A 24,556-nucleotide genomic window follows, 5' to 3' on the forward strand; every position below is an offset into this window, starting at 1 on the left:
CTTTGCTAAATTTGTTCCATCACAAACCGTCTTGTGGCTGCATCAATTTCCAGAATTTCCTCTAAGCTCGGACGTGCAATGACATTGTGATGGTTCATTGCTTTTTCAATGAGGTCTTCTACTGTTAAGAAACCAATTCTCTTTTGTAAAAAGGCTTCAACAGCTACTTCATTCGCTGCGTTCATTACAGCTGGCATACTTCCACCTGCTTTTCCAGCTTCATACGCAAAACGTAGACAACGGAATCTTTCTTGGTCCATTTTCTCAAAATGCAACGTCCCTATTTCCCATAAGTTTAACTGTTTTGTGTCTGAAAGAGGCAATCTATCAGGATATGTAAGTGCGTATTGAATTGGTACTCGCATATCAGGTGAACCAAGCTGCGCCATTACACTACGATCTTCAAATTCAACCATAGAATGGATAATACTTTCTTTATGTAAAACAACATCGATTTGCTCGTAAGGGATACCAAAAAGCCAATGTGCTTCAATTACTTCTAGTCCCTTATTCATCATTGTAGCAGAATCAATTGTAATTTTCGAACCCATTGACCAGTTTGGATGTCGAAGCGCATCTTCTACGGTCACATGATGCAATTCATCCCTCGTTTTATCACGGAAACTTCCACCAGAAGCCGTTATAATAAGACGAGAAATTCTTTTCTCATTTTCACCATTCAAGCATTGAAAAATAGCTGAATGTTCACTATCTACTGGAAGTAACGAAACATTATGTTTTCGTGCTGCTTCCATTACAAGATGTCCTGCAGTTACTAACGTTTCTTTATTTGCAATTCCAATTGTTTTTTTCGCCTCAATTGCACGAAGTGTTGGTAACAACCCTACGCTACCTACAACAGCATTTACTACAATCTCCGCATCTGGATGTAATGCTACTTCTAAAAGCCCTTCACTACCATATACAATTTTTGTATTACCAGAAACAGCTTGTAATTTTAAAACATCTTCCTCTCTTTGCACAGAGACGATTTGCGGAGAAAATTCTTGAATTACCTTTACTGCGTAGTCAATATTTTTCCCTACAGAAAAAGCAACGAGACGGAATTGGTCTGGGTGCGAGCGTAATACATCTAAAGTTTGTGTACCAATTGATCCGCTCGCACCTAATAAACTAATGTTTTTCATGACTCCAACCCCTCGTTCATTTATTAATTGTATTGTAATAAGAAGTAGAGAATTGGTAAAACGAATAACCAACTATCTGTTCGATCTAATATACCACCATGTCCAGGTAAAATTGTACCTGAATCCTTTACGCCATAATGACGTTTAAAAGCAGATTGTACTAAATCACCAATTTGTCCAAAAATAGAAATGATAATTGTCAGCACAATTAAAATTACTACATTCGATTCAACTGGGAAGAACGCGTTGTAAACAAGTGCCACGATAATTCCGCAAACGATGCCGCCTAATGAACCTTCAATCGTTTTATTTGGACTAATTTCTGGCCACAATTTTCTCTTGCCTAATGCTTTTCCTACGAAATATGCGCCTGAATCAGTAGCCCATATAATAAATAATGCGCAAAACACATATTTAATTCCTAATATTCTCGTTTCATTTAAATATAAGAATCCCATTGCCACATATGTCGTTGCCATCAGTAAAAATGAAGCATTATCAAAAGTAAATGTATTCTTAGAAAGGACTGTATATGATAAAAGTAATAAAACAATCACAAATGTGATTTCCAATTTACCTAATCCAATCCATGTAAACAGTTCTGATGCACTACTTGGAATTAAAAGAATCCACAATAATACTGCAGCTAAAACTGTCGGTACTGAAATAAGCGTAAGCTTATTCATACGAATTAATTCATATAAACCTATAGAAGCAAGTGCATACACTAAAACCGTAAAAGGCACGCCACCGTATATTACGATGGGAATGAATAGCGCGGCAGCAACCACTCCAGTAATAATTCTCTGTTTCACTACCAAACCCTCTCTTTCTACACGCCTCCGAATCTGCGCCCTCTATGTTGAAAGTCAGTAATTGCATTTAGCAAATGTTCTTCTTTGAAGTCTGGCCAATACACGTCTGTAAACCAAAACTCCGAATACGCAATTTGCCATAACATGAAATTACTAATACGTAGCTCTCCGCTTGTTCGGATTAACAACTCTGGATCAGGTAAAGAACTCGTCATTAAGTAGGAAGAAAGCATTTCTTCACTTACCTCTTCAGAACGAATTTTTCCTTCCTCGTTATCTTTCATCATATGTTGCACAGCAGAAACGATTTCATCTCGACTTCCATAGTTTAACGCGAAATTAAGAATTAATCCCGTATTCTCTTTCGTATCTTCCATGGCTTTCTCCATCGCTCTGCGTGTATGCGTAGGAAGACGATCTTTTTGCCCTATTACTCGGACTTGTACGTTTTCTTCAATCAATTCTGGTAAAAATGTACCTAGAAATTCTTCTGGAAGCTTCATTAAATAATCAACTTCCTTTTTCGGTCTTTTCCAGTTCTCAGTTGAAAAAGCATAGAGAGTTAACACTTTCACATTAAGTTTACTTGCAAATTTTGTAATTTTCTTTACAACTTGCATACCTTCATGATGTCCCGCAATACGAGGCATTGCTCTCCTCTTTGCCCATCTTCCATTCCCATCCATAATGATGGCAATATGTTCTGGGATATATCCTTTTTTCACTTCTTCAACGAGATGATCAAACGATGTGTCCTTTTTACCTTTAAAAAAAGGAAAGTTTTTAAACATCATTCATACCCTCCAACAAGCAGACGTATGCCTAAAAGTGTAAAAAGACCCCCTTAAGAAGAGGGTCATATTTGCGAAGTAATCGCTATTACACTTCCATGATTTCTTTTTCTTTGTTTTTTGCGATTTCGTCAACTTTTGCAATATATTTATCTGTTTCTTTTTGGATATCTTCAGTATATCCTCTTAAATCATCTTCTGTAATCTCGCCAGCTTTTTCAAGCTTCTTAAGATCATCATTTCCGTCACGACGTACGTTACGAACAGCAACTTTTGCTTCTTCAGCATATTTTTTCACAACTTTAACAAGATCACGACGACGCTCTTCTGTTAATGCAGGGAATGCAATACGAATTACAGTTCCATCATTAGAAGGGTTTAAGCCTAAATCTGCTTTTAAAATTGCTTTTTCGATATCACCGATAGAAGTTTTATCATAAGGTTGAATTACAAGTAAACGTGCTTCTGGAACTGTAATGTTCGCTAATTGCACAACTGGTGTTGGTGCACCATAGTAATCAACTTGTACCTTATCTAATACAGACGAGCTTGCACGACCAGCGCGAACTGTTGCTAATTCACGAGAATAAGCAGCAACTGCTTTTTCCATTTTTTCATTTGAAGACTTCAATACTTGTTGTCCCATATTTATTTCCCCCTTACAACTGTTCCAATATTTTCGCCTAAAACGGCACGTTTAATATTACCTTTTTCCATAACCGAGAATACAATTAATGGAATATCATTATCCATACATAGAGAAGAAGCTGTAGAATCCATTACACCTAAACCTTCTTTTAATACATCTAAGTAAGTAAGCGTTTCGTATTTCGTAGCCGTTGGGTCAATAGATGGATCTGCGCTATATACGCCATCCACATTATTTTTCGCCATTAAAATAACGTCTGCTTCGATTTCCGCTGCACGTAATGCTGCTGTTGTATCTGTAGAGAAGTATGGATTACCTGTACCTGCTGCAAAGATAACAACACGTTTTTTCTCTAAGTGACGAACTGCTTTACGGCGAATGTAAGGCTCTGCCACTTGACGCATCTCAATTGAAGTTTGTACACGAGTTTGGATTCCAATATTCTCCAAGCTATCTTGAAGAGCTAATGAATTCATAACTGTAGCTAACATGCCCATGTAATCTGCTCCTGCACGATCCATGCCCATTTCACTTCCAATTTTCCCACGCCAAATGTTACCGCCACCAACAACAACAGCAACCTCTACATCAAGTTCTGCAATTTCTTTTACTTGTTCTGCAACTGACTTAATAACAGTTGGATTAATTCCAAATCCTTGCTCTCCAGCTAAAGCTTCTCCACTTAACTTTAAAACGACACGATTATATTTCGGTTTACTCATAATGAACCTCCAATTGCTTACATCTTTATTTTAAAAAAGGGAACACAATGTGTTCCCTAATCTGTATTAGTTACTACCTTTTACTTGGTTCATTACTTCTTCAGCAAAGTTGTCTTCACGTTTTTCGATACCTTCGCCAACAGCGTAGCGAACGAATCCTTTTAATGTTCCGCCTTTAGACTCAACGAACTGACGAACTTTCATATCAGGGTTTTTAACGAATGCTTGGTCAAGTAAGCAAATCTCTTCGAAGAATTTGCCTAGACGGCCTTCAACCATTTTTGCAACGATTTTTTCAGGCTTGCCTTCGTTTAATGCTTGTTGTGTTAATACTTGACGCTCATGCTCAACTTCTTCAGCTGTTACAGCATCGCGGTCGATGTATTTAGGGTTAACTGCTGCAATGTGCATTGCTACATCTTTAGCAGCTGCTTCATCAGTAGAACCTTCAAGAACTGTTAATACACCAATACGTCCACCCATGTGTAGGTAAGCGCCGAATGCATCTGCATCAGTTTTTGATACGATTTCGAAACGACGAAGTGTAAGTTTTTCACCAATTTTAGCGATTGCTTCGTTGATGTGCTCTTCTACTGTTTTGCCGCCTTCAATTGTTTGAGTCATAGCTTCTTCAACGTTAGCAGGTTTGTTAGCTAATAAGTGAGCAGCTAGTTCTTTAATTAATGCTTGGAAACCTTCGTTTTTCGCAACGAAATCAGTTTCAGAGTTTAATTCTAAGATTAAAGCGTCGTTACCGTTTGTTTCGATGAAAGTTAAACCTTCAGCAGCAATGCGGTCTGCTTTTTTAGCAGCTTTCGCAATACCTTTTTCACGTAAGAAGTCAATTGCCTTCTCCATGTCGCCGTTAGTTTCTGTTAAAGCTTTTTTGCAGTCCATCATACCTGCGCCAGTTTTTTCACGTAATTCTTTTACCATTTGAGCAGTGATTGCCATACTTTTCATCCTCCTAAAATATGTATTTATACTTTTTATAAAGGTGTTTATACCTTAAAAAAGGTGATAAAAGGCCGAACCCCTTATCACCTTTCCAACTTTGTTACGCAGTAACAGTTTCTTCACCTTGTTTTGCTTCAAGGATCGCGTCTGCCATTTTAGATGTAAGAAGTTTTACAGCACGAATTGCATCATCGTTTGCTGGGATAACGTGATCGATTTCGTCTGGATCACAGTTTGTATCAACGATACCGATGATTGGAATGTGTAATTTGCGTGCTTCAGCAACTGCAATACGCTCTTTACGAGGGTCTACTACGAATAATGCACTTGGAAGACCTTTCATATCTTTAATACCGCCTAAGAATTTCTCAAGACGCTCTAACTCTTTTTTAAGTTGAACAACTTCTTTCTTAGGTAGTACTTCGAAAGTACCATCTTCTTGCATTCTTTCGATGTCTTTAAGACGCTTGATACGCTTTTGGATTGTTTGGAAGTTTGTTAAAGTTCCACCTAACCAACGTTGGTTAACGAAGTACATACCCGCACGAGTTGCTTCTTCTTTAATAGCTTCTTGTGCTTGTTTTTTAGTACCTACGAATAAAATGTCTCCACCTTCAGCAGCGATGTCACGCATCGTTCTGTAAGCTTCCTCAACTTTTTTCACAGTTTTTTGTAAGTCGATGATGTAGATACCGTTACGCTCTGTGAAAATGTAACGCTTCATTTTTGGGTTCCAACGACGAGTTTGATGTCCGAAATGAACACCAGCTTCAAGCAATTGCTTCATAGAAATTACTGACATAATATAGTTCCTCCTAAATGGTTTTTGATATCCTCCGTTTACTTCATCTCTAAGCGAAACTACAAACGTAGCACCAACACTTAAATCAGTAAACGTGTGTACTTTGTACTGACACCACTGCTTACTATATCATACTGAAATATTACAATCAAGTCGAAAATGCGAACAATGTAAAACTTTCTTTGTTCATACTCGAATTCTAGTATTACCAACCTTCATTTCTTTTAAGCAAAAAAGCAAAATACAATTAATAGTTTTCCCAGAAAACACGCTTATGCCACTTTTCACAAGCACCATCAATCATTGCACAAAAAAACTCTCCTCAATCGAGGAGAGTTTTTTATAAATTAGTTTGTTTTTAATTTAGCAAGTTCCTGTAGAAACTTGTCGTTTAGCACTTTAATGTATGTTCCTTTCATACCTAAAGAGCGAGACTCAATAACACCAGCACTTTCTAATTTACGTAGTGCATTTACGATTACAGAGCGAGTAATTCCTACGCGATCAGCAATTTTACTTGCAACAAGTAAACCTTCTGTTCCATTTAATTCTTCGAAGATGTGCTCAATTGCTTCTAACTCACTGTAAGATAATGAGCTGATCGCCATTTGAACAACAGCTTTACTACGTGCTTCCTCTTCGATTTCTTCTGCTTTTTCACGTAAGATTTCCATACCTACAACAGTTGAGCTGTACTCAGCAAGGATTAAATCGTCATCTAAGAACTCTTGACCTAGACGAGCTAATACTAATGTACCTAGACGCTCACCACCACCAACGATTGGTACGATTGTAGTTAAACCTTGACCAAATAATTCTCTGTTTTCTACTGGGAATGCTGTGTAAGCACTGTTCACATCCAAGTTTGAAGATGTTTCTGTAATGTTGAATAAGCTTTGTGTATATTCTTCTGGGAATTGACGTTCTGCAAGCATTTGCTTCATGCGTTCGTTTTCGATTTGTTGGTGAATTGCATAACCTAGTAATTTACCACGACGGCTAACTACGAATACGTTTGCTTCGATTACTTCACACATTGTGTCAGACATTTCTCTAAAGTTTACAGGCTTCCCTGCTGCGCTCTGTAATAACGCATTTAATTTTCTTGTTTTTGCTAATAATTCCATTTCAAAAGTTCCTCCTACATGTTACTCACATATTTTTTCATCACTTGGAAACTAGGGCGAGTCACCTGATGACACTATTACAAAATAAACTGGCTCACATCTTTATTTTTAGCAATTGATGCTAATTTCTCCTCAACGTATTGAGGGGTTATCGTTATTTTCTCTAACGTAATTTCAGATGCTTCAAACGATAAATCTTCAAGGAGCTTCTCCATAATCGTATGAAGTCTTCTTGCTCCAATATTATCTGTATCCTGATTAACTTGATAAGCAATCTCAGCAATCTTACGAATAGCTTCGTCTGAAAATTCAATTTCTATACCTTCAGTCGCTAATAATGCCATATATTGTTTAATTAACGCATTGTCAGGCTCGATTAATATTTTAACAAAATCGTCTGTCGATAATTTCGTTAATTCTACTCGAATCGGAAATCTCCCTTGCAATTCCGGAATTAAATCCGACGGTTTAGACATATGGAACGCTCCAGCTGCAACGAATAAAATATAATCCGTTTTTACTGATCCGTATTTTGTCGCAACATTCGACCCTTCTACAATTGGCAAAATGTCACGTTGCACACCTTCACGTGATACATCTACGCTATTCGACTGCTTACCAGCAATTTTGTCAATTTCATCGATAAAAATAATCCCGAGCTGTTCAGCACGATAAACAGCCTCTTGTGTAACTTCATCCATATCAATTAAGCGCTGTGCCTCTTCATTTGTCAAGAGTTTTCTTGCTTCTTTTACAGAAAGTTTACGTTTTTTTGTTTTTTTCGGCATAAAACTCCCTAACGCATCTTGGAAATTCATTCCCATTTGCTCCATGCCAGTTCCTTGTAACATATCAAACATTGACGACTGTTGCTCAGTCACTTCAATCGATACAATTTCGTCTTCAAGAAGCCCTGCAGCAAGCTTTCTCTCCACATCTTGACGTTTCTTTTCAATTTCACCATCTTCTTGTGTATCAGACGTTTGACTCGAATTTTGAGCGCCCCCAAAAAGCATCTCTAATGGATTTTTAAATCCAGATTGCTTCTCCGGACTCGGCACTAAAATTTCAACAAGACGTTGATTCGCTTGCTCTTCTGCTTTATCTTGAACTTTCACTACCATTTCTTCTTTTACAATACGAACCGATGTTTCCACAAGGTCACGTACCATCGACTCTACATCTCTACCCACATATCCAACTTCTGTAAATTTTGTAGCCTCAACCTTAATAAAAGGTGCTCCAACGAGTTTCGCCATTCGTCGTGCTACCTCTGTTTTCCCAACACCTGTCGGTCCAATCATCAAAATGTTTTTAGGTGCTATTTCATCACGTAAATTTTCAGCTAATTTACTGCGACGGTATCGATTTCTCAACGCTACAGCAACCGCTTTCTTTGCGTCTTTTTGACCGATGATGTATTGATCTAATTTTTCCACAATTTGGCGCGGAGTAAAATGTAAATGCATATAAAATGCCTCCCTTACGATTCTACAATTCTTCAACAATTATGTTGTGATTCGTATAAACACAAATATCGCCAGCAATCTCTAAACTCGCTTTCGCAATTTGTTTCGCTGTTAAGTGTTCACTTGCATATTGCTTTAAAGCACGACCTGCAGAAAGTGCATAATTCCCACCAGATCCAATTGCTAAAATACCATCATCCGGTTCAATCACTTCTCCTGTACCTGAAACAAGGAGCATAGTTGTTTTATCCATGACAATGAGCATCGCTTCTAGTTGACGTAACATTTTATCGCCACGCCATTGTTTTGCCATTTCAACAGCTGCACGCTGCAAGTTGCCATTATACTCTTCTAATTTTCCTTCAAACATTTCAAAAAGAGTAAATGCATCAGCAACTGAACCTGCAAAACCAGCTAAAACTTTACCTTGGAAAAGTCTGCGAACTTTACGAGCTGTATGTTTCATTACAACAGCATTTCCCATTGTCACCTGACCATCTCCAGCCATTGCACATTCTCCATTATGATGAACTGCAAATATCGTTGTAGCGTGGAAATTCCCCATAGAAAAAACTCCTTTATTTGTTTTTATAGCTTTTAAAGCAATTTATGCCCGCGGGTGATGCTTCATGTAAACAGAACGCAATCTTTCTTTAGAGACATGCGTATAAATTTGTGTGGTCGACAAATTCTCATGACCTAATAGCTCCTGTACAGTACGTAAATCCGCCCCTTCATCTAACATATGTGTAGCAAATGTATGCCTTAACATATGGGGACTTATTCGCATTGTCAGTGAAGCCTTTTTAATGAGTTCATTTAAAACATAACGCACTCCACGACTTGTTAGCGGTGTACCTTTCGCATTTAAAAACACCATACGAGAGTCTTCGTCAGTCTTATTAACTAACTGTTTTCTCCCATTCTCTATATAAGTAATTAAAGAATCTTGCGCATAGCTTCCGAACGGAATATACCTTTGTTTTTTTCCTTTTCCCATTACTAAAATTGTTCCCACCGCAAAGTCAATATCGGTAAGTTGTAAATTGACACATTCACTCACACGGATTCCAGTCGCATACATCAACTCTAATAAAGCTTGATTCCTTTGACCTAATGGCGTTCCCGTGTCAGAAACTTCAAATAATTCCTCTAACTCTTCAGCATATAAAAACTTTGGGATTGACAATTCTTTTTTGGGGAGTGACGCAAGTGCAAACGGATTATCTTTCCGATAACCTTCACGCATCAAAAAACGATATAAACTTCGTAAGCTTGATACTTTTCTTGCGACAGATTTACGGGCTAACTTTTCATCGTGCAACGTCGTTAAGTACAAACGAACATCCGCGTATGTAACGTCTAAAAAAGAGGATATGCCTTCTCGCTCCATAAATTGCACAAAATGTTCTAAATCATTTTGATAACTTGCAATTGTATATTTTGAATAATTTCTTTCAATTTGTAAATATCCAACGAATAATTGTAACAATTTCTTCACATTCACACAACTCACCTCAATAAAGGCTACTAAATCGTATCACAACTTAGTAGCCTTTGCAAGAAATTTAACTAAATATTTACAAAATTTTGAATTGTTTCTAAAGCGCGTGTTGCGTATGCTTCATTTCGTTCCGCTTTCTTTTTGATCTTCTTCTCTAACGGTGCAAATAGACCGAAGTTCGCATTCATCGGTTGGAAGTTTTTAGCGTTCGTTGCCGTAATGTAATTTGCCATGCTGCCCATCGCAGTTACTGACGGTAATACAACTGGCTCTTCACCTTGCACAAGACGTGCAGCATTAATTCCTGCTAATAATCCTGATGCTGCTGATTCAACATATCCCTCTACTCCAGTCATTTGACCAGCAAAGAATAAATCATCACGTTGTTTATATTGATATGTTGGACGAAGCAAATTAGGTGAATTAATAAACGTATTACGATGCATTACACCATAACGTACAATCTCTGCATTTTCCAGTCCCGGTATTAACTGTAGAACTTCTTTTTGTGGTCCCCACTTTAAATGCGTTTGGAAACCTACGATATTGTATAAAGTTCCTGCTGCATCATCTTGACGTAACTGAACAACAGCATATGGCGTTTTCCCTGTTTTTGGATCTTCCAATCCAACAGGTTTCATAGGTCCAAATACTAGCGTCTGTCTCCCTCTACTTGCCATAACTTCTACTGGCATACAACCTTCAAAGAAAATTTCTTTTTCAAACTCTTTTAAAGGCACTGTCTCAGCAGCAATTAAAGCCTCATAAAAACGGTCAAACTCTTCTTCTGTCATTGGGCAATTTAAATATGCAGCTTCCCCTTTGTCATAACGCGATTTTAAATATACTTTATTCATGTCAATACTGTCTTTTTCTACGATTGGTGCTGCCGCATCGTAGAAATAGAAATAATCTTCACCTGTTAGTTCTTTTAATTGTGCAGCAAGATCAGGAGATGTAAGTGGACCTGTTGCAATAATTGTTGGTCCTTCTGGAATTTCAGTAAGCTCTTCGTTCACTACCGTTACATTCGGATGGTTTTTTACGTATTCTGTTACTTTAGCTGCGAACTCATGACGGTCTACAGCTAACGCACCTCCAGCTGGTACAGAGCACTCATCTGCCGCACGAATAATTACAGAATCCATTAAACGCATTTCCTCTTTAATAACTCCAACTGCATTTGTTAAAGTGTTTGCACGAAGTGAGTTACTACATACTAATTCAGCAAATTTATCTGTGTGATGAGCTGGCGTTTGCCTTACCGGCCTCATTTCATATAATCTAACTTGGACACCACGTTTTGCAATTTGGTAAGCCGCTTCACTTCCTGCAAGACCTGCGCCAATGACGTTTACTACTTGTGTTGTCATATATATCACCTTTCCTTTTCTTCCCGAAAAAAATGTGAGCAGTTACGCTCACATTTGTTGTTCTTCTTCATAATCGCACGAAATACATTGTACTTGCACGCCTTTTTTCAACTTCTTCTCTACAAGCATGCCTTCACACTTCGGACATTTACGACCAATCGGCTTATCCCAAGATACAAAGTCACATTCTGGATACGTACCGCATCCATAGAAAAGGCGTTTCTTTTTGTTACTACGACGCTCAATAATTTGTCCTTCTTCACATTTCGGACAAGTTACACCGATTTCTTTCACAATCGGTTTTGTATTACGACAATCAGGGAAATTCGAACAAGCCATAAACTTCCCGTATTTACCCATTTTAAAGACCATTGGATGTCCGCATAATTCACAGTCTTCCCCAGCTGGCTCATCTTTAATTTCCACTTCACGCATTTCTTTTTCCGCTTTTTCTAAGCGCGGTTCAAATCCTACGTAGAAATCATCAACAATTTTCACCCAATTGGCATTTCCTTCTTCCACTTCATCAAGGCTTTGCTCCATATTGGCAGTAAATTCAATGTTAATAATTTCCGGGAAAAATTCTAAAATAAGTTCAATTACTATTTCACCAAGTTCAGTCGGAACGAAGCGTTTATTATCCAAGCCTACATATCCACGTTTTTGAATCGTTTCAAGTGTAGGTACATAAGTCGACGGTCTTCCAATTCCAAGTTCTTCAAGTGTTCTTACTAGACGAGCCTCTGTATAGCGCGGAGGAGGTTGTGTAAAATGTTGCTTCGGTTCTAAATCCTTCGAAAATACAGTTTCCCCTACTTCTAAAGGCGGCAACATCTTATCCTTTTCTTCAGCACCATCATCTTTCGACTCTACATACACTTTCATAAATCCTGGGAACTTTACAACCGATCCACTTGCACGGAACTGAACATTGTTATTAATGAGTCTCGCTGTCACAGTATCCATTATAGCAGACGCCATTTGACTTGCAACAAATCGCTCCCAAATCAATTTATATAATCGAAGTTGATCACGACTTAAGAAACTTTTTAGTTCCTCTGGCTTTCTCATTACCGAAGTAGGACGAATTGCCTCATGTGCATCTTGTGCATTTGACTTTTTCGTTTCTTTCTTCTTTTCTGTTCCTATGTATTCCGTACCATACGCTTCAGTGATGTAAGTACGAGCCTCTGTTTGAGCTGTTTCTGAGATACGTGTTGAATCAGTTCTCATATACGTAATAAGACCTACAGTTCCTTGTTTTCCAAGATCTATCCCTTCATACAATTGCTGTGCAAGCATCATCGTTTTCTTTGCTCGCATGTTTAACTTACGTGCTGCTTCTTGTTGCAAGGAAGATGTTGTAAACGGTAATGCAGGATTACGTTTTCGCTCTTTGCGCGTTACATTTTCAACTGAAAACGCATTGTCTTTCATCTGTTCAATTATTTCATTCACTTGCGTTTCATTCGTTAATTGAACCTTTTCCCCATCTACACCGTAAAAGCTTGCTTCAAATGTGTCTTTTCCTTTTACAAATTCTGTTTTAATTGTCCAGAATTCTTCAGGTTCAAAGCTTTGAATTTCCTTTTCACGTTCGATGATTAAACGAACTGCTACAGATTGTACACGCCCTGCACTTAATCCTTTTTTTACTTTCTTCCATAATAAAGGACTAATATTGTAACCAACAAGACGATCAAGTATACGTCTTGCTTGTTGTGCATCTACTAAATCCATATTAATTGCACGAGGATGTTTAAATGATTCTTTGATTGCATCTTTCGTAATCTCATTAAACACAACCCGACAATCTGATTCAACGTCCACATTTAACGTATTCGCTAAATGCCAAGCAATTGCTTCCCCTTCGCGGTCTGGATCGGCCGCGAGATAGACTTTCTTTGCTTTTTTCGCCGCTGATTTTAAATCTTTTAAGACGGGACCTTTACCACGAATGGTAATATACTTCGGGGTGAAGTTGTTCTTTACTTCTATCCCCATTTGACTTTTTGGCAAATCGCGAACATGTCCCATAGACGCGACAACTTTGTATTTTTTCCCTAAATATTTCTCAATGGTCTTCGCCTTAGAAGGCGACTCCACGATCACGAGGTAATCTGACATGCTAGTGCCTCCTTAAGAGGTGGATTCAAGTCTTCATTAATCTTATTGATTTCTCTTGTTTTTGTCAATCAAGAATGAATATACCATACAGTGCCAATCTACCATTTGTCAATAATTGTTTAATAAAAATTTAAAAATATAAGGTTAATTTAAAATCTCTTCCAAGATATCTTCTGCATTTCTTACTAATTTTGCGCCTTGTTGAATAAGATGATTTGTTCCCGATGCCCCCTCTATAAATATAGGTCCAGGAAGCGCAAACACCTCTCTATTTTGCTCTAACGCAAGGTCTGCAGTAATAAGTGTCCCACTTCTCGATTTCGCTTCTACAACTAAAACACCTTTACTTATACCACTAATAATCCGGTTCCTTTTTGGAAAATACCATTTTTTCGGTGCATAGTGCGGAGGATACTCTGTCAATAACAATATATATTCCTTCCACATTTCATATAAATGTCTATTTTCTTTCGGATACATAAACGACAATCCATGCCCTAATATCCCAATAGTGGGACAATGATGCCTTACTGTAATCTCATGAGACATTGTATCTATCCCTTTTGCAAACCCACTGACAATAAGCCACTCTCTTTCTAATAAAGGGTGTAAAATAAATTTCAAGCTCTCATGACCATATAATGATGGTTCTCTCGTTCCAACAACTGCTAATTTATTTACTTTATTTAGAAAATCTTTCTCTCCTTTTCCATATAAAACGAAGGGAGGGTCTTGTATTTCACGTAATAATTGTGGATAATTTTCATCCCATATCGTTATATAAAAGATACGATTTTTCTCTAAATAAGATATATATTGCGGAAGATTTGAACTTTGAAGAAATTTCACTAGTTCTGAAGATTTTTTCGAGGATATTCCAGTGTAGTGCTCCATTTGTTTTTCGTTAAAATTATATATGTTCTTTAATTCTGGATCGACATATAGTAGCCTCTCCATCGCTTTCCAATAATCTGCTAGCAAGTAATGAAGATGTAATAACCGCTCTCTTTTCATCTTGATTCTCCTTACCCATAATTTTTATTATGTAAACAGAAAAAAGTGTAAAAAGACACCCTCAAGTAAGAAGGTGTCTTTCAACAGATTAATAGTTTTTGCAAGTCTCAAATAGACCTTTTTCTTTTAAAACAGAGATTAGCGTTTCTCCCATAACTGCTGGAGTTTCAGCTACTTTAATGCCACAAGCTTCCATTGTTTTAATCTTTTCAGCAGCAGTTCCTTTACCACCAGAAATGATTGCACCAGCATGGCCCATACGTTTGCCAGCAGGCGCTGTTTGACCACCAATGAAGCCTACAACAGGTTTTGTCATATTAGCTTTTACCCATTCAGCTGCCTCTTCTTCTGCTGTACCGCCGATTTCACCAATCATAATTACAGCATGTGTTTCTTCATCTTCATTAAATGCTTTTAACGCATCAATAAAGTCTGTACCGTTAACAGGGTCTCCACCGATACCTACAGCAGTAGATTGACCAATACCTTCTTGTGTTAATTGATGTACAGCTTCATACGTTAATGTACCAGAGCGAGATACGATACCAACATGACCTTTTTTATGAATATATCCTGGCATAATACCAATCTTACATTCATCTGGTGTGATTACACCTGGGCAGTTTGGTCCAAGTAAACGTGTATGTTTACCAGCCATATATCTCTTTACGTTTACCATATCTAATACAGGAATTCCTTCAGTAATACATACTACTAAATCAATTTCTGCATCAACTGCTTCCATAATTGCATCTGCCGCAAAAGCGGGTGGAACGTATACAACTGAAGCGTTTGCGCCTGTTGCTTTCACTGCATCTTCTACTGTATCAAATACTGGTACACCTTCAATATCAGTGCCGCCTTTACCTGGTGTTACACCACCGACAATTTTCGTACCGTATTCAATCATTTGTTTTGTATGGAATAAACCTTGAGAACCTGTAATACCTTGAACAATAACTTTTGTATCTTTATTAACTAATACGCTCATTTTTCTCCCCCGCTTTCTATTAGCCCACTAGTGAAACAATTTTTTGTGCACCGTCTGCCATAGATTCTGCTGCAACAATATTTAAGCCAGACTCATTTAAAATTTTCTTACCTAGTTCTACGTTTGTACCTTCAAGACGTACAACTAAAGGTAACTCAAGACCTACTTGTTTCGTTGCTTCAATAACACCTTCTGCAATAACATCACACTTCATAATACCACCAAAAATGTTAACGAAGATACCTTTTACATTTTTGTCAGAAAGGATAATTTTGAATGCTTCTGTAACTTTTTCAGCAGTTGCACCGCCACCAACATCTAAGAAGTTAGCTGGGTCACCGTGGTAATGTTTAATGATATCCATTGTAGCCATCGCTAAACCTGCACCATTAACCATACAACCGATATTTCCATCTAAAGGAATGTAGTTTAAATCGTATTTTGAAGCTTCAATTTCTTTTGAATCCTCTTCATCAAGATCACGAAGCTCTAAAATGTCTTTATGGCGATATAACGCATTAGAATCAAAGTTTAATTTTGCATCTAATGCCATAACTTTACCTTCACCTGTTGTAACAAGTGGGTTAATCTCAGCGATAGAGCAATCTTTTTCGATAAACGCACGGTATAAGCCCATCATAAACTTCACAGCTTGTCCTACAAGCTCTTTTGGAATATTGATGTTAAATGCAATTCGGCGTGCTTGGAAACCTTGTAAGCCTACTGCTGGATCAATATATTCTTTAAAGATTTTTTCAGGTGTTTTTTCTGCTACTTCTTCAATTTCTGTTCCGCCTTCTTCAGACGCCATTAAAACAACTTGAGAAGTTGCACGATCTAAAACTAGACCTACATAATATTCTTTTTTAATATCGCAACCTTCTTCGATAAGTAAGCGTTTTACTTCCTTACCTTCAGGACCTGTTTGATGTGTCACAAGTGTAGTTCCTAAAATGCTTTCTGCATATGTACGAACTTCATCTAAATTTTTTGCAACTTTTACTCCGCCAGCTTTGCCGCGTCCACCAGCGTGAATTTGTGCTTTCACTACACATACATCTGTTCCTAGTTCTTTCGCTGCTTCTACAGCTTCTTCTACTGTAAATGCAACCTTCCCGTTCGGAACGCTAACCCCATAGCTTCTAAGGACTGCCTTACCTTGGTACTCATGGATATTCATGGTCCCATCCTCCCCTGTTTTCCTGTTTTACTCGAAAAGTTTTTTAATGTTTAAAAAACATTACATTGCCATTGTATAAGATGATTGGCACGCTGTCTACAATAAAGTGTCAGAAAACTGAAATCGCTTTATTCTTTTTCGAAAATAGTAATGTTTATATGCCAAAATAAAAAATAAGCTGTATATTTACAGCTTATTTTTGAATCATATCTTTAATTGGCGCGAATGACTTTCGGTGTTCATCTAATACTCCATGCACTTCAATTGCCTCTAAATGTTGCTTTGTGCCATATCCCATATGTTGCTCAAATCCGTATTCAGGATACTTTTCTCCCAGTTCTTTCATCATACGATCTCTCGTTACTTTCGCAATAATAGATGCAGCTGAAATAGAAATACTTTTCGCATCACCTTTAATAATTGAGGTTTGCGGAATTGGTGTAGGAAGCTTCATCGCATCAATTAATAAATGTTGGGGTGTACAAGATAAATTTGCAACTGCATCTAACATTGCTTGTTTCGTTGCTTGGTAAATATTAATGTCATCAATAACTTGCGGTGATACAATTCCTACTCCAATTGCAATTGCTTGTACTTTTATTTCATCATAAAAACGCTCACGTTTCGCTTCACTCAGCTTTTTTGAGTCATTTAACCCTGGAATATAAAAATCCTCTGGAAGGACGACAGCTGCCGTCACAACAGGCCCAGCCAACGGGCCACGCCCTACTTCATCAATACCCGCGATATATGTGACCCCTTTTTCACGCAAAGTATTTTCATACTTGGACATTTCAAAAAAATTCTCTTTTTCTTTCTGTTCTAACTCTTTTTGTTTATACCACTTCAAAACGAGCTTTTGAACGCCTTTTCGCTCATCTTTCATTAACAGTTGAAAGCGATCATCTTCTTCATTCATAATTTCTTTCAATACATTTTCCGCTTCTTTTATCGTCATTTTTTGCATTTATACAAACTCCTTTTTAAACGTATCCAAAAAGAAAAGACGCACAAACGCACGTCTTATACTTCTTCTATTTTTTCCACATCTTCTACTTGCTCTGCAAACTCTTCCGGTGTTTCAAACGTCATTTTTCCAAGTTTGCCACCACGAAGCTCACGAAGTACAAGCTCAGATGTCTTATCATAATCAATCATTCCGCCGCCCATTAAGCAGCCTCTATTTTTTCCAATTGCATCGAATAATTCCACAATATCTTCTGGAATCTCATTTAAATTATAGCGTTCTTTCAAGCGTTCTGGATATTGTTTCTCCATAAAACGTAATGCGTAAACAGCTACATCTTGTAAATTTAAAATTGAATCTTTAATTGCACCCGTCGTCGCTAAGCGAAGACCCACTAATTGATCTTCAAATTTAGGCCACAGAATACCTGGCGTATCTAACAATTCCATTTCCTTCCCAACTTTAATCCATTGTTGAGCTGTTGTCACACCTGGACGATCTCCTGTTTTAGCAATATTTTTCTTTGCCAATTTATTAATTAATGTAGATTTACCAACATTTGGTATACCTACAATTAATGCACGAATCGCTCTCGGTCTAATACCTTTTGCAACCATTTTATCAAATTTTTCTTTAACAAGCACTTTACAAGCTGCTGCAATTTCTTTCATACCTTGTCCAGCTTGCGCGTTAATCGAAATTGCCATATGACCTTTTTCTTTAAAATATGCGATCCATTGTTTTGTTAAACGGTCATCTGCCATATCCGCTTTATTTAAAACAACAAGCCTTGGCTTATGTGTAATGATTTCATCAATCATTGGGTTTCGAGATGATAATGGTAATCGAGCATCTACAAGTTCAATTACAACATCAATTAATTTTAATTTCTCCGTTACTTGGCGTCTAGCCTTCGCCATATGCCCTGGAAACCATTGAATTACCATGTTGCCACCTTCTTTTTCATTTATTTCACAATACGTGCGTCTTCTAACGGCCAATATAACATATTAGCTTTACCAATTACTTGATCCATTGAAATCGTACCGATTGAACGGCTATCTTTACTAAAACGACGATTATCACCTAAAACAAATAATTGATCTTTTGGAACGGTTTTCTTGCCTGTCATTTCTTCAAGATTAAAATCATATGTAAGCGGTCCGTCAGCAATTTGCTTTTTCTGCTTGTCTAAATACGGCTCCTCATAAGCCTTTCCGTTAACATACAGCTTATCATTACGATACTCTATTTCATCGCCCGGTAGGCCTATAATGCGCTTAATGTAATCTTTATCTTCTGTTGCTCGAAATACGATAATATCAAATCGTTTCGGATCTCCAATGTGATAACCAATTTTATTTACAATCATTCGATCACGATCATGTAAAGTAGGTGCCATCGATACCCCGTCTACGAGAATTGGCGCAAAGAAAAACTGTCTAATAACACCAGCTAATACAACAGCAATCAAAATTGCTTTAATCCATTCCCAAAGTGAACTCTTCTCTTTTTTCATGCATTTCCCCTCCACGGTTATGTAAGCTGTTCGTATTATACCAAAATTTCATATAGATTGGAAAAAGGGAGCTTGTGCATTTACAAGCTCCCATACATGTCTTATCGAATTTCTTTAATACGTGCTTTTTTACCGCGAAGGTTACGTAAGTAGTATAACTTAGCACGACGTACTTTACCACGGCGAAGTACTTCGATTTTCGCGATTCTTGGCGTGTGAACTGGGAATGTACGCTCAACACCTACACCGTAAGAAATCTTACGAACTGTGAATGTTTCACTAATTCCGCCACCACGACGTTTAATTACAACACCTTCGAAAAGCTGAATTCTTTCACGAGTTCCCTCAACAACTTTTACGTGTACACGTAAAGTGTCACCAGGACGGAATGAAGGAAGGTCAGTTTTTAATTGGCCTTTTGTAATTTCTGCGATTAATTGTTGCATATTAAATTCTCTCCTTTAAACAGATGCTCTTATAAAGTCTTAATAAATTACAGCGGAACATCGTTAATACGGCTACTGATTTCAGTAGCACAAATGTTATAATAGCATATTACTAGGCCTGTTGCAATAGCAAATATATGAAGTTATTACTGCTCTCGCTTTATTTCCTCAAGCCATTTTTTCTCTTGTTTAGATAGATCTCTATCATCTAACAAATCAGGTCTACGCGTATACGTACGGCGCAAAGATTCCTTATGTCGCCATTCGTCAATATTTTTATGATTCCCTGACATTAATACATCCGGTACCTTCATACCACGAAAATCAGCCGGACGTGTATAATGAGGATGCTCTAATAAACCTGTACTAAACGAATCCTCTACTTGTGAAGCATGATTTCCTAGCACGCCTGGCAAGAGACGTACAACACTATCAGTAATAACCATAGAAGCTAATTCTCCGCCCGTTAATACATAGTCACCAATAGAAATCTCATCCGTTACGAGATGCTCACGAATTCGTTCGTCATACCCTTCATAATGCCCACATACAAAGATCAAATGTTCTTCCCCTGCAAGCTCTTCCGCTTTCTTCTGCGTAAATCTTTCGCCCTGCGGACACATTAAGACAACTCTCGGCTTACGCTCTGTCTCTTTCGTCAAATCTTCTACAGCGTCAAAAATAGGCTGAGGAGTAAGCACCATACCAGCTCCTCCGCCGTAAGGATAATCGTCTACGCTATTATGCTTACTTGTTGTATAATCACGAAAGTTAACAACACGAAGGTTTACCGCTTCCTTTTCTTGTGCCTTCTTTAATATAGAAGATCCAAATACACCGGTAAACATGTCTGGGAACAACGTTAAAATATCAATTTTCATTATAGCAATCCTTCCATTACATGAATGGTTACTAATTTATTTTCAATATTAACTTGAAGTACAACGTCATCAATATAAGGAATTAAGAGATCTTGACCCTTCGGACGTTTAATCACCCAAACATCATTTGCACCAGGAGAGAGAATCTCTTTGATTGTCCCTAGCGCTTCTCCTTCTTCCGTTACAACGCTGCAACCAATAATTTCGTGATAGTAGTATTCACCTTCAGCAAGTTCACCTAACTGCTCTTCCGGTACTTTTATTAAAGAACCTTTAAACTTCTCTACTTCATCTACATTGTTATATCCTTCAAATGTTAATAAATCGAATGTCTTATGTTGGCGATGAGAAGTTACCTTCACTGGAAGATAGTCTGTGTCTTTCTCATTCGATATGTATAGCGTGTTTCCTACTTTATATCGCTCTTCTGGAAAATCAGTACGAGAAATCACACGGATTTCTCCTCTTACTCCATGAGTATTTACAATTTTCCCTACGTTAAACCACTTTGTCATAAATAGTATGTCACCCCTGGTTTCTATATAAATTAAGCATCTCCATTTCATAGATGGAACATGCAATCTCTATTTAAATGTTAAAAAAGGGAGAGGAATAACTCCTCGCCCTTTTTACGTTTATTGAATTTCCAGTGTTACTTTTTCATCATTATGATGTCCCACTGAATACAAGAGCATTCGAATCGCTTTCGCAACTCTCCCTTGCTTTCCAATGACTTTTCCAACATCCTCAGGATGTACAGTTAATCGATACTTTATCTCTCCGTTGCAAAGTTCCTGTGTAACTTTTACATCTTCAGGATGATCGACAAGAGGCTTGACAATCGTCTCGACTAACTTCTTCATAGTCATTGCCTCAATTACTTACCTTGTTTAGATAAGTGGAATTTCTCCATGATACCTTGGTTAGAGAATAAGTTACGAACTGTATCAGATGGTTTAGCACCATTTCCTAACCATTTTAATGCTGCTTCTTCGTCGATCTTAACTTCAGCTGGTTGAGCAACTGGATTGTAAGTTCCGATTTCCTCAATGAAACGTCCGTCACGAGGAGAACGAGAATCTGCAACAACTACACGATAGAAAGGAGTTTTTTTAGCTCCCATACGTTTTAAACGAATTTTAACTGCCATTTATAAAGCACCTCCGAATTTATTTCACACAGATAATTATATTAGCAAAAAGACTATTGCTTTGTAAAGTATTTTTTCTTAACAGAGCCATCTTTTTTTCCTTACATGAATGGAAACTTCAATCCACCTAGTCCTTTTTTCTTGCCTTTTTGCATTCCCGTCATCGTCTTCATCATTTTTTTCATGTCATCGAATTGCTTAATTAGACGATTGATTTCTTGTACAGTTGTACCGCTACCTTTGGCAATGCGCTTTTTGCGACTAGCATTGATTATTTCCGGTTGTTCTCGTTCTAATTTAGTCATAGAACGAATAATTGCCTCAATATGCCCAATTTGTTTTTCATCAACTTGCGCATTTTTCAGCCCTTTAATTTTATTTGCACCAGGAAGCATTCCTAACAATTCATCAAGCGGTCCAAGTTGACGCACTTGTCCAAGTTGTTCTAGGAAATCGTCAAGCGTAAACGAAAGCGTACGCATTTTTTGCTCAAGTTCTTTTGCTTTCTCTTCATCAACTGTAGCTTGCGCTTTTTCAATCAATGTTAAGACATCGCCCATCCCTAAAATACGGGATGCCATACGCTCTGGATGGAACGCTTCAATTGCATCTAGTTTTTCACCCATACCAGCAAATTTAATCGGTGTGTTTGTTACAGCCTTAATAGATAATGCAGCACCACCGCGGGTATCACCATCTAATTTCGTTAATACAACACCTGTTAAACCTAACTGTTCATGGAAACTTTGTGCAACATTTACCGCGTCTTGTCCCGTCATCGCATCGACAACAAGGAAAATTTCATCCGGTTTCGCAACTTCTTTAACTTTCGCTAATTCATCCATTAGTTCTTCATCAATATGCAGGCGACCCGCTGTATCGATTAAAACATAATCATGATGATCTTCTTTTGCTTTTGCAATCGCTTGTTTCGCAATTTCAACAGGACTTACTTGATCTCCTAAAGAAAATACAGGCATGTCCAATTGCTTCCCTAATGTTTCAAGCTGTTTAATCGCTGCTGGACGGTAAATATCCGCTGCAACAAGCATCGGTTTACGATTATGCTTTTTACGAAGCAAATTCGCAAGCTTACCTGTCGTCGTTGTTTTACCCGCACCTTGCAGACCAACCATCATAATAACAGTCGGTGGCTTATTAGCAACAGCAATTTTGCTTTGCTCTCCGCCCATAAGTTCTGTAAGTTCTTCCTGTACAACTTTAATTACTTGTTGTCCAGGTGTCAAACTTTTCATTACATCTTGTCCGACAGCACGTTCAGACACACGCTTCACAAAATCTTTTACTACTTTAAAGTTAACATCTGCTTCTAAAAGAGCTAGACGAACTTCTCTCATCATTTCTTTCACATCGGCTTCAGAAACTTTTCCTTTGCCGCGGATTTTTTGCATTGTCTGTTGAAGTCGGTCGGCTAATCCTTCAAATGCCATATTGCCGCCCTCCTAATCTAATTTTTCGATAGCTTCAACAACTTGTTTCATTTCTTCATTCACATGCTCTTCTTCGCTGATTAGCTGTTTTAGCTTTGCAACAAGTCGCTGTCGCTCTTGAAACTTTTGAAGTAATACTAATTTTTCTTCATATTCTTCAAGCATCGCTTCAGTCCGTTTAATGTTATCATACACGGCTTGGCGACTTACATCAAATTCTTCCGCAATTTCACCAAGAGATAAATCATCTAGATAATAAAGCGACATATAACTTCTTTGTTTTTGCGTTAACAACGATTGATAAAAATCAAATAAATAGTTCATTCTCGTTGTTTTTTCGAGCATGTTGGATCATCCTTTGTTAAGTGATTTCCCTTTACATAAGTTAGTTTACATGGAGTCCAAAAGAGTGTCAAGTTTTTTTCTTAACATCATATATTTTTATAGAAAAAGAAGCGGAAATACCGCTTCTTTCGCTTACGCTTCTTCTGTTTCTACTAAGTTCGCAAATAAACCATACACATATTGTTCTGGATCAAACTGCTGCAAGTCATCCATTTGCTCTCCTAATCCAACAAACTTCACCGGTACATCAATTTCGTTACGAATCGCTAATACAATACCACCTTTAGCAGTTCCATCTAACTTCGTTAAAACAATACCTGTTACATTCGTTGCTTCACGGAATGTTTTCGCTTGGCTTAAACCGTTTTGTCCTGTTGTTGCATCAATAACAAGCAATACTTCATGAGGAGCACCTGGTACTTCACGCTCAATTACACGCTTCACCTTCTCTAACTCTTTCATTAAGTTTACTTTATTTTGCAAGCGTCCTGCTGTGTCACATAGTAATACATCTACCTTACGTGCTTTTGCAGCTTGTACAGCGTCATACATAACCGCCGCTGGATCAGATCCAGATCCTTGTTTAATCACTTCTACACCAACGCGATCGCCCCATACTTCTAATTGTTCAATCGCCCCAGCACGGAATGTGTCTCCTGCCGCCAATAAGACTGACTTACCTTCTGATTTAAACTTATGCGCCAGTTTACCAATTGTCGTCGTTTTTCCTACACCGTTAACACCAACAAATAAAACAACCGTTAATTGGTCTTCTTGCATATTAATTTCGTTACTAAAATCGCTGTCACCTTTGTAAATTCCTACTAGTTTTTCTGAAATAACAGCTTGTACTTCTTTTGGATCTTGAATGTTACGACGTTGTACTTCTTCTTTCAATTGATCAATTAATTCCATTACCGTTGCGACGCCAACGTCTGCACCGATTAAGATTTCTTCTAACTCTTCGAAGAAATCTTCGTCCACTTTACGGTAACGATACACTAAATCATTCACTTTATCCGCAAATGAATTTCTAGTTTTTTCTAATCCGTGTTTAAATTTCTCTGTAACTGTATCCGTTTGTTTTGAAATTTTTTCTTTTAGTTTTTTAAAAAAACTCATACTTTC

The 24,556-nt window shown here is 37.7% G+C and carries 27 protein-coding genes; all 27 read right to left on the reverse strand.

Going from position 1 to position 24,556, the window contains the following annotated elements; translation table 11 throughout:
• Positions 1-5: 5 nt before the first annotated feature.
• Positions 6-1,148 (reverse strand): 1-deoxy-D-xylulose-5-phosphate reductoisomerase, encoded by a 1,143-nt coding sequence (gene dxr / locus DOS87_RS21320; RefSeq protein WP_000790358.1) that lies wholly within the window; start codon positions 1,146-1,148, stop codon positions 6-8.
• A gap of 23 nt (positions 1,149-1,171) precedes the next feature.
• Positions 1,172-1,963, reverse strand: coding sequence for a phosphatidate cytidylyltransferase (gene cdsA / locus DOS87_RS21325; RefSeq protein ID WP_000813589.1), 792 nt, complete (start codon positions 1,961-1,963; stop codon positions 1,172-1,174).
• 17 nt (positions 1,964-1,980) lie between these two features.
• Entirely contained in the window at positions 1,981-2,757 is a 777-nt protein-coding gene (gene uppS / locus DOS87_RS21330) for an undecaprenyl pyrophosphate synthase (RefSeq protein WP_000971296.1), read from the reverse strand.
• 85 nt (positions 2,758-2,842) lie between these two features.
• Entirely contained in the window at positions 2,843-3,400 is a 558-nt protein-coding gene (gene frr, locus DOS87_RS21335; protein WP_000531505.1) for a ribosome recycling factor, read from the reverse strand.
• 2 nt (positions 3,401-3,402) lie between these two features.
• A complete protein-coding gene (gene pyrH, locus DOS87_RS21340) occupies positions 3,403-4,125 on the reverse strand; it encodes a UMP kinase (RefSeq protein ID WP_000042669.1) in 723 nt (240 codons plus the stop codon).
• 66 nt (positions 4,126-4,191) lie between these two features.
• The gene (tsf, locus tag DOS87_RS21345; RefSeq protein WP_001018576.1) at positions 4,192-5,079 is read right to left on the reverse strand and encodes a translation elongation factor Ts; all 888 of its coding nucleotides are present in this window, start codon (positions 5,077-5,079) and stop codon (positions 4,192-4,194) included.
• A 103-nt stretch (positions 5,080-5,182) separates the two neighbouring features.
• A complete protein-coding gene (rpsB, locus tag DOS87_RS21350; RefSeq protein ID WP_000111485.1) occupies positions 5,183-5,884 on the reverse strand; it encodes a 30S ribosomal protein S2 in 702 nt (233 codons plus the stop codon).
• 347 nt (positions 5,885-6,231) lie between these two features.
• Positions 6,232-7,011, reverse strand: a complete 780-nt coding sequence (gene codY / locus DOS87_RS21355; RefSeq protein WP_000421290.1) for a GTP-sensing pleiotropic transcriptional regulator CodY — start codon at positions 7,009-7,011, stop codon at positions 6,232-6,234.
• A 77-nt stretch (positions 7,012-7,088) separates the two neighbouring features.
• Positions 7,089-8,480 carry an ATP-dependent protease ATPase subunit HslU gene (hslU, locus tag DOS87_RS21360; protein ID WP_000550083.1) on the reverse strand — a complete coding sequence of 464 codons (1,392 nt, stop codon included), beginning with the start codon at positions 8,478-8,480 and terminating at the stop codon, positions 7,089-7,091.
• A 22-nt stretch (positions 8,481-8,502) separates the two neighbouring features.
• Positions 8,503-9,045 (reverse strand): ATP-dependent protease proteolytic subunit HslV, encoded by a 543-nt coding sequence (gene hslV, locus DOS87_RS21365; protein ID WP_000526274.1) that lies wholly within the window; start codon positions 9,043-9,045, stop codon positions 8,503-8,505.
• 42 nt (positions 9,046-9,087) lie between these two features.
• A complete protein-coding gene (gene xerC, locus DOS87_RS21370) occupies positions 9,088-9,987 on the reverse strand; it encodes a tyrosine recombinase XerC (protein WP_001101245.1) in 900 nt (299 codons plus the stop codon).
• A 65-nt stretch (positions 9,988-10,052) separates the two neighbouring features.
• Positions 10,053-11,357, reverse strand: a complete 1,305-nt coding sequence (gene trmFO / locus DOS87_RS21375) for an FADH(2)-oxidizing methylenetetrahydrofolate--tRNA-(uracil(54)-C(5))-methyltransferase TrmFO (RefSeq protein ID WP_000213006.1) — start codon at positions 11,355-11,357, stop codon at positions 10,053-10,055.
• A gap of 48 nt (positions 11,358-11,405) precedes the next feature.
• Positions 11,406-13,484 (reverse strand): type I DNA topoisomerase, encoded by a 2,079-nt coding sequence (topA, locus tag DOS87_RS21380; RefSeq protein WP_001286957.1) that lies wholly within the window; start codon positions 13,482-13,484, stop codon positions 11,406-11,408.
• Positions 13,485-13,628: 144 nt separating this feature from the next.
• The gene (gene dprA / locus DOS87_RS21385) at positions 13,629-14,498 is read right to left on the reverse strand and encodes a DNA-processing protein DprA (protein ID WP_000818044.1); all 870 of its coding nucleotides are present in this window, start codon (positions 14,496-14,498) and stop codon (positions 13,629-13,631) included.
• An 88-nt stretch (positions 14,499-14,586) separates the two neighbouring features.
• A complete protein-coding gene (sucD, locus tag DOS87_RS21390) occupies positions 14,587-15,489 on the reverse strand; it encodes a succinate--CoA ligase subunit alpha (protein ID WP_000115178.1) in 903 nt (300 codons plus the stop codon).
• A gap of 19 nt (positions 15,490-15,508) precedes the next feature.
• On the reverse strand, positions 15,509-16,669 hold the full coding sequence (sucC, locus tag DOS87_RS21395; RefSeq protein ID WP_001020791.1) for an ADP-forming succinate--CoA ligase subunit beta: 1,161 nt from the start codon (positions 16,667-16,669) through the stop codon (positions 15,509-15,511).
• A gap of 193 nt (positions 16,670-16,862) precedes the next feature.
• The gene (locus DOS87_RS21400) at positions 16,863-17,636 is read right to left on the reverse strand and encodes a ribonuclease HII (protein ID WP_098577804.1); all 774 of its coding nucleotides are present in this window, start codon (positions 17,634-17,636) and stop codon (positions 16,863-16,865) included.
• A 56-nt stretch (positions 17,637-17,692) separates the two neighbouring features.
• Complete coding sequence (gene ylqF / locus DOS87_RS21405) at positions 17,693-18,583, reverse strand: ribosome biogenesis GTPase YlqF (RefSeq protein WP_000236705.1); 891 nt, start codon at positions 18,581-18,583, stop codon at positions 17,693-17,695.
• 20 nt (positions 18,584-18,603) lie between these two features.
• A complete protein-coding gene (gene lepB, locus DOS87_RS21410) occupies positions 18,604-19,155 on the reverse strand; it encodes a signal peptidase I (protein ID WP_000711853.1) in 552 nt (183 codons plus the stop codon).
• A gap of 101 nt (positions 19,156-19,256) precedes the next feature.
• Positions 19,257-19,601: a 50S ribosomal protein L19 gene (gene rplS / locus DOS87_RS21415; protein ID WP_001186516.1), complete on the reverse strand. Its 345-nt coding sequence runs from the start codon at positions 19,599-19,601 to the stop codon at positions 19,257-19,259.
• Between the two features lie 146 nt (positions 19,602-19,747).
• Positions 19,748-20,482, reverse strand: coding sequence for a tRNA (guanosine(37)-N1)-methyltransferase TrmD (gene trmD, locus DOS87_RS21420; RefSeq protein WP_000686901.1), 735 nt, complete (start codon positions 20,480-20,482; stop codon positions 19,748-19,750).
• Positions 20,482-20,997: a ribosome maturation factor RimM gene (gene rimM, locus DOS87_RS21425; RefSeq protein WP_000170272.1), complete on the reverse strand. Its 516-nt coding sequence runs from the start codon at positions 20,995-20,997 to the stop codon at positions 20,482-20,484. Before rimM ends, trmD begins: the two co-directional genes overlap by 1 nt.
• A 120-nt stretch (positions 20,998-21,117) precedes the next feature.
• Positions 21,118-21,345 carry a KH domain-containing protein gene (locus tag DOS87_RS21430; protein ID WP_000737393.1) on the reverse strand — a complete coding sequence of 76 codons (228 nt, stop codon included), beginning with the start codon at positions 21,343-21,345 and terminating at the stop codon, positions 21,118-21,120.
• 14 nt (positions 21,346-21,359) lie between these two features.
• Entirely contained in the window at positions 21,360-21,632 is a 273-nt protein-coding gene (rpsP, locus tag DOS87_RS21435) for a 30S ribosomal protein S16 (RefSeq protein WP_000268748.1), read from the reverse strand.
• 101 nt (positions 21,633-21,733) lie between these two features.
• Entirely contained in the window at positions 21,734-23,083 is a 1,350-nt protein-coding gene (gene ffh / locus DOS87_RS21440; RefSeq protein ID WP_000863460.1) for a signal recognition particle protein, read from the reverse strand.
• Positions 23,084-23,095: 12 nt separating this feature from the next.
• Entirely contained in the window at positions 23,096-23,428 is a 333-nt protein-coding gene (locus DOS87_RS21445) for a putative DNA-binding protein (RefSeq protein WP_000891062.1), read from the reverse strand.
• Positions 23,429-23,560: 132 nt separating this feature from the next.
• Positions 23,561-24,550: a signal recognition particle-docking protein FtsY gene (ftsY, locus tag DOS87_RS21450; RefSeq protein ID WP_000007640.1), complete on the reverse strand. Its 990-nt coding sequence runs from the start codon at positions 24,548-24,550 to the stop codon at positions 23,561-23,563.
• Positions 24,551-24,556 lie beyond the last annotated feature (6 nt).

It is taken from the genome of Bacillus sp. CR71 (assembly GCF_003429245.1).
Lineage (GTDB): Bacteria > Bacillota > Bacilli > Bacillales > Bacillaceae_G > Bacillus_A > Bacillus_A thuringiensis_S.

What these genes read in the sequence shown, in the direction of transcription:
- dxr (WP_000790358.1), bottom strand. Translation starts at nt 1,148, where the DNA reads ATGAAAAACATTAGTTTATTAGGTGCGAGCGGATCAATTGGTACACAA.
- uppS (WP_000971296.1), bottom strand. Translation starts at nt 2,757, where the DNA reads ATGATGTTTAAAAACTTTCCTTTTTTTAAAGGTAAAAAGGACACATCG.
- frr (WP_000531505.1), bottom strand. Translation starts at nt 3,400, where the DNA reads ATGGGACAACAAGTATTGAAGTCTTCAAATGAAAAAATGGAAAAAGCA.
- pyrH (WP_000042669.1), bottom strand. Translation starts at nt 4,125, where the DNA reads ATGAGTAAACCGAAATATAATCGTGTCGTTTTAAAGTTAAGTGGAGAA.
- tsf (WP_001018576.1), bottom strand. Translation starts at nt 5,079, where the DNA reads ATGGCAATCACTGCTCAAATGGTAAAAGAATTACGTGAAAAAACTGGC.
- rpsB (WP_000111485.1), bottom strand. Translation starts at nt 5,884, where the DNA reads ATGTCAGTAATTTCTATGAAGCAATTGCTTGAAGCTGGTGTTCATTTC.
- codY (WP_000421290.1), bottom strand. Translation starts at nt 7,011, where the DNA reads ATGGAATTATTAGCAAAAACAAGAAAATTAAATGCGTTATTACAGAGC.
- hslU (WP_000550083.1), bottom strand. Translation starts at nt 8,480, where the DNA reads ATGCATTTACATTTTACTCCGCGCCAAATTGTGGAAAAATTAGATCAA.
- hslV (WP_000526274.1), bottom strand. Translation starts at nt 9,045, where the DNA reads ATGGGGAATTTCCACGCTACAACGATATTTGCAGTTCATCATAATGGA.
- trmFO (WP_000213006.1), bottom strand. Translation starts at nt 11,357, where the DNA reads ATGACAACACAAGTAGTAAACGTCATTGGCGCAGGTCTTGCAGGAAGT.
- topA (WP_001286957.1), bottom strand. Translation starts at nt 13,484, where the DNA reads ATGTCAGATTACCTCGTGATCGTGGAGTCGCCTTCTAAGGCGAAGACC.
- dprA (WP_000818044.1), bottom strand. Translation starts at nt 14,498, where the DNA reads ATGAAAAGAGAGCGGTTATTACATCTTCATTACTTGCTAGCAGATTAT.
- sucD (WP_000115178.1), bottom strand. Translation starts at nt 15,489, where the DNA reads ATGAGCGTATTAGTTAATAAAGATACAAAAGTTATTGTTCAAGGTATT.
- sucC (WP_001020791.1), bottom strand. Translation starts at nt 16,669, where the DNA reads ATGAATATCCATGAGTACCAAGGTAAGGCAGTCCTTAGAAGCTATGGG.
- DOS87_RS21400 (WP_098577804.1), bottom strand. Translation starts at nt 17,636, where the DNA reads ATGCAAAAAATGACGATAAAAGAAGCGGAAAATGTATTGAAAGAAATT.
- ylqF (WP_000236705.1), bottom strand. Translation starts at nt 18,583, where the DNA reads ATGGTAATTCAATGGTTTCCAGGGCATATGGCGAAGGCTAGACGCCAA.
- lepB (WP_000711853.1), bottom strand. Translation starts at nt 19,155, where the DNA reads ATGAAAAAAGAGAAGAGTTCACTTTGGGAATGGATTAAAGCAATTTTG.
- rplS (WP_001186516.1), bottom strand. Translation starts at nt 19,601, where the DNA reads ATGCAACAATTAATCGCAGAAATTACAAAAGGCCAATTAAAAACTGAC.
- trmD (WP_000686901.1), bottom strand. Translation starts at nt 20,482, where the DNA reads ATGAAAATTGATATTTTAACGTTGTTCCCAGACATGTTTACCGGTGTA.
- rimM (WP_000170272.1), bottom strand. Translation starts at nt 20,997, where the DNA reads ATGACAAAGTGGTTTAACGTAGGGAAAATTGTAAATACTCATGGAGTA.
- DOS87_RS21430 (WP_000737393.1), bottom strand. Translation starts at nt 21,345, where the DNA reads ATGAAGAAGTTAGTCGAGACGATTGTCAAGCCTCTTGTCGATCATCCT.
- rpsP (WP_000268748.1), bottom strand. Translation starts at nt 21,632, where the DNA reads ATGGCAGTTAAAATTCGTTTAAAACGTATGGGAGCTAAAAAAACTCCT.
- ffh (WP_000863460.1), bottom strand. Translation starts at nt 23,083, where the DNA reads ATGGCATTTGAAGGATTAGCCGACCGACTTCAACAGACAATGCAAAAA.
- DOS87_RS21445 (WP_000891062.1), bottom strand. Translation starts at nt 23,428, where the DNA reads ATGCTCGAAAAAACAACGAGAATGAACTATTTATTTGATTTTTATCAA.
- ftsY (WP_000007640.1), bottom strand. Translation starts at nt 24,550, where the DNA reads ATGAGTTTTTTTAAAAAACTAAAAGAAAAAATTTCAAAACAAACGGAT.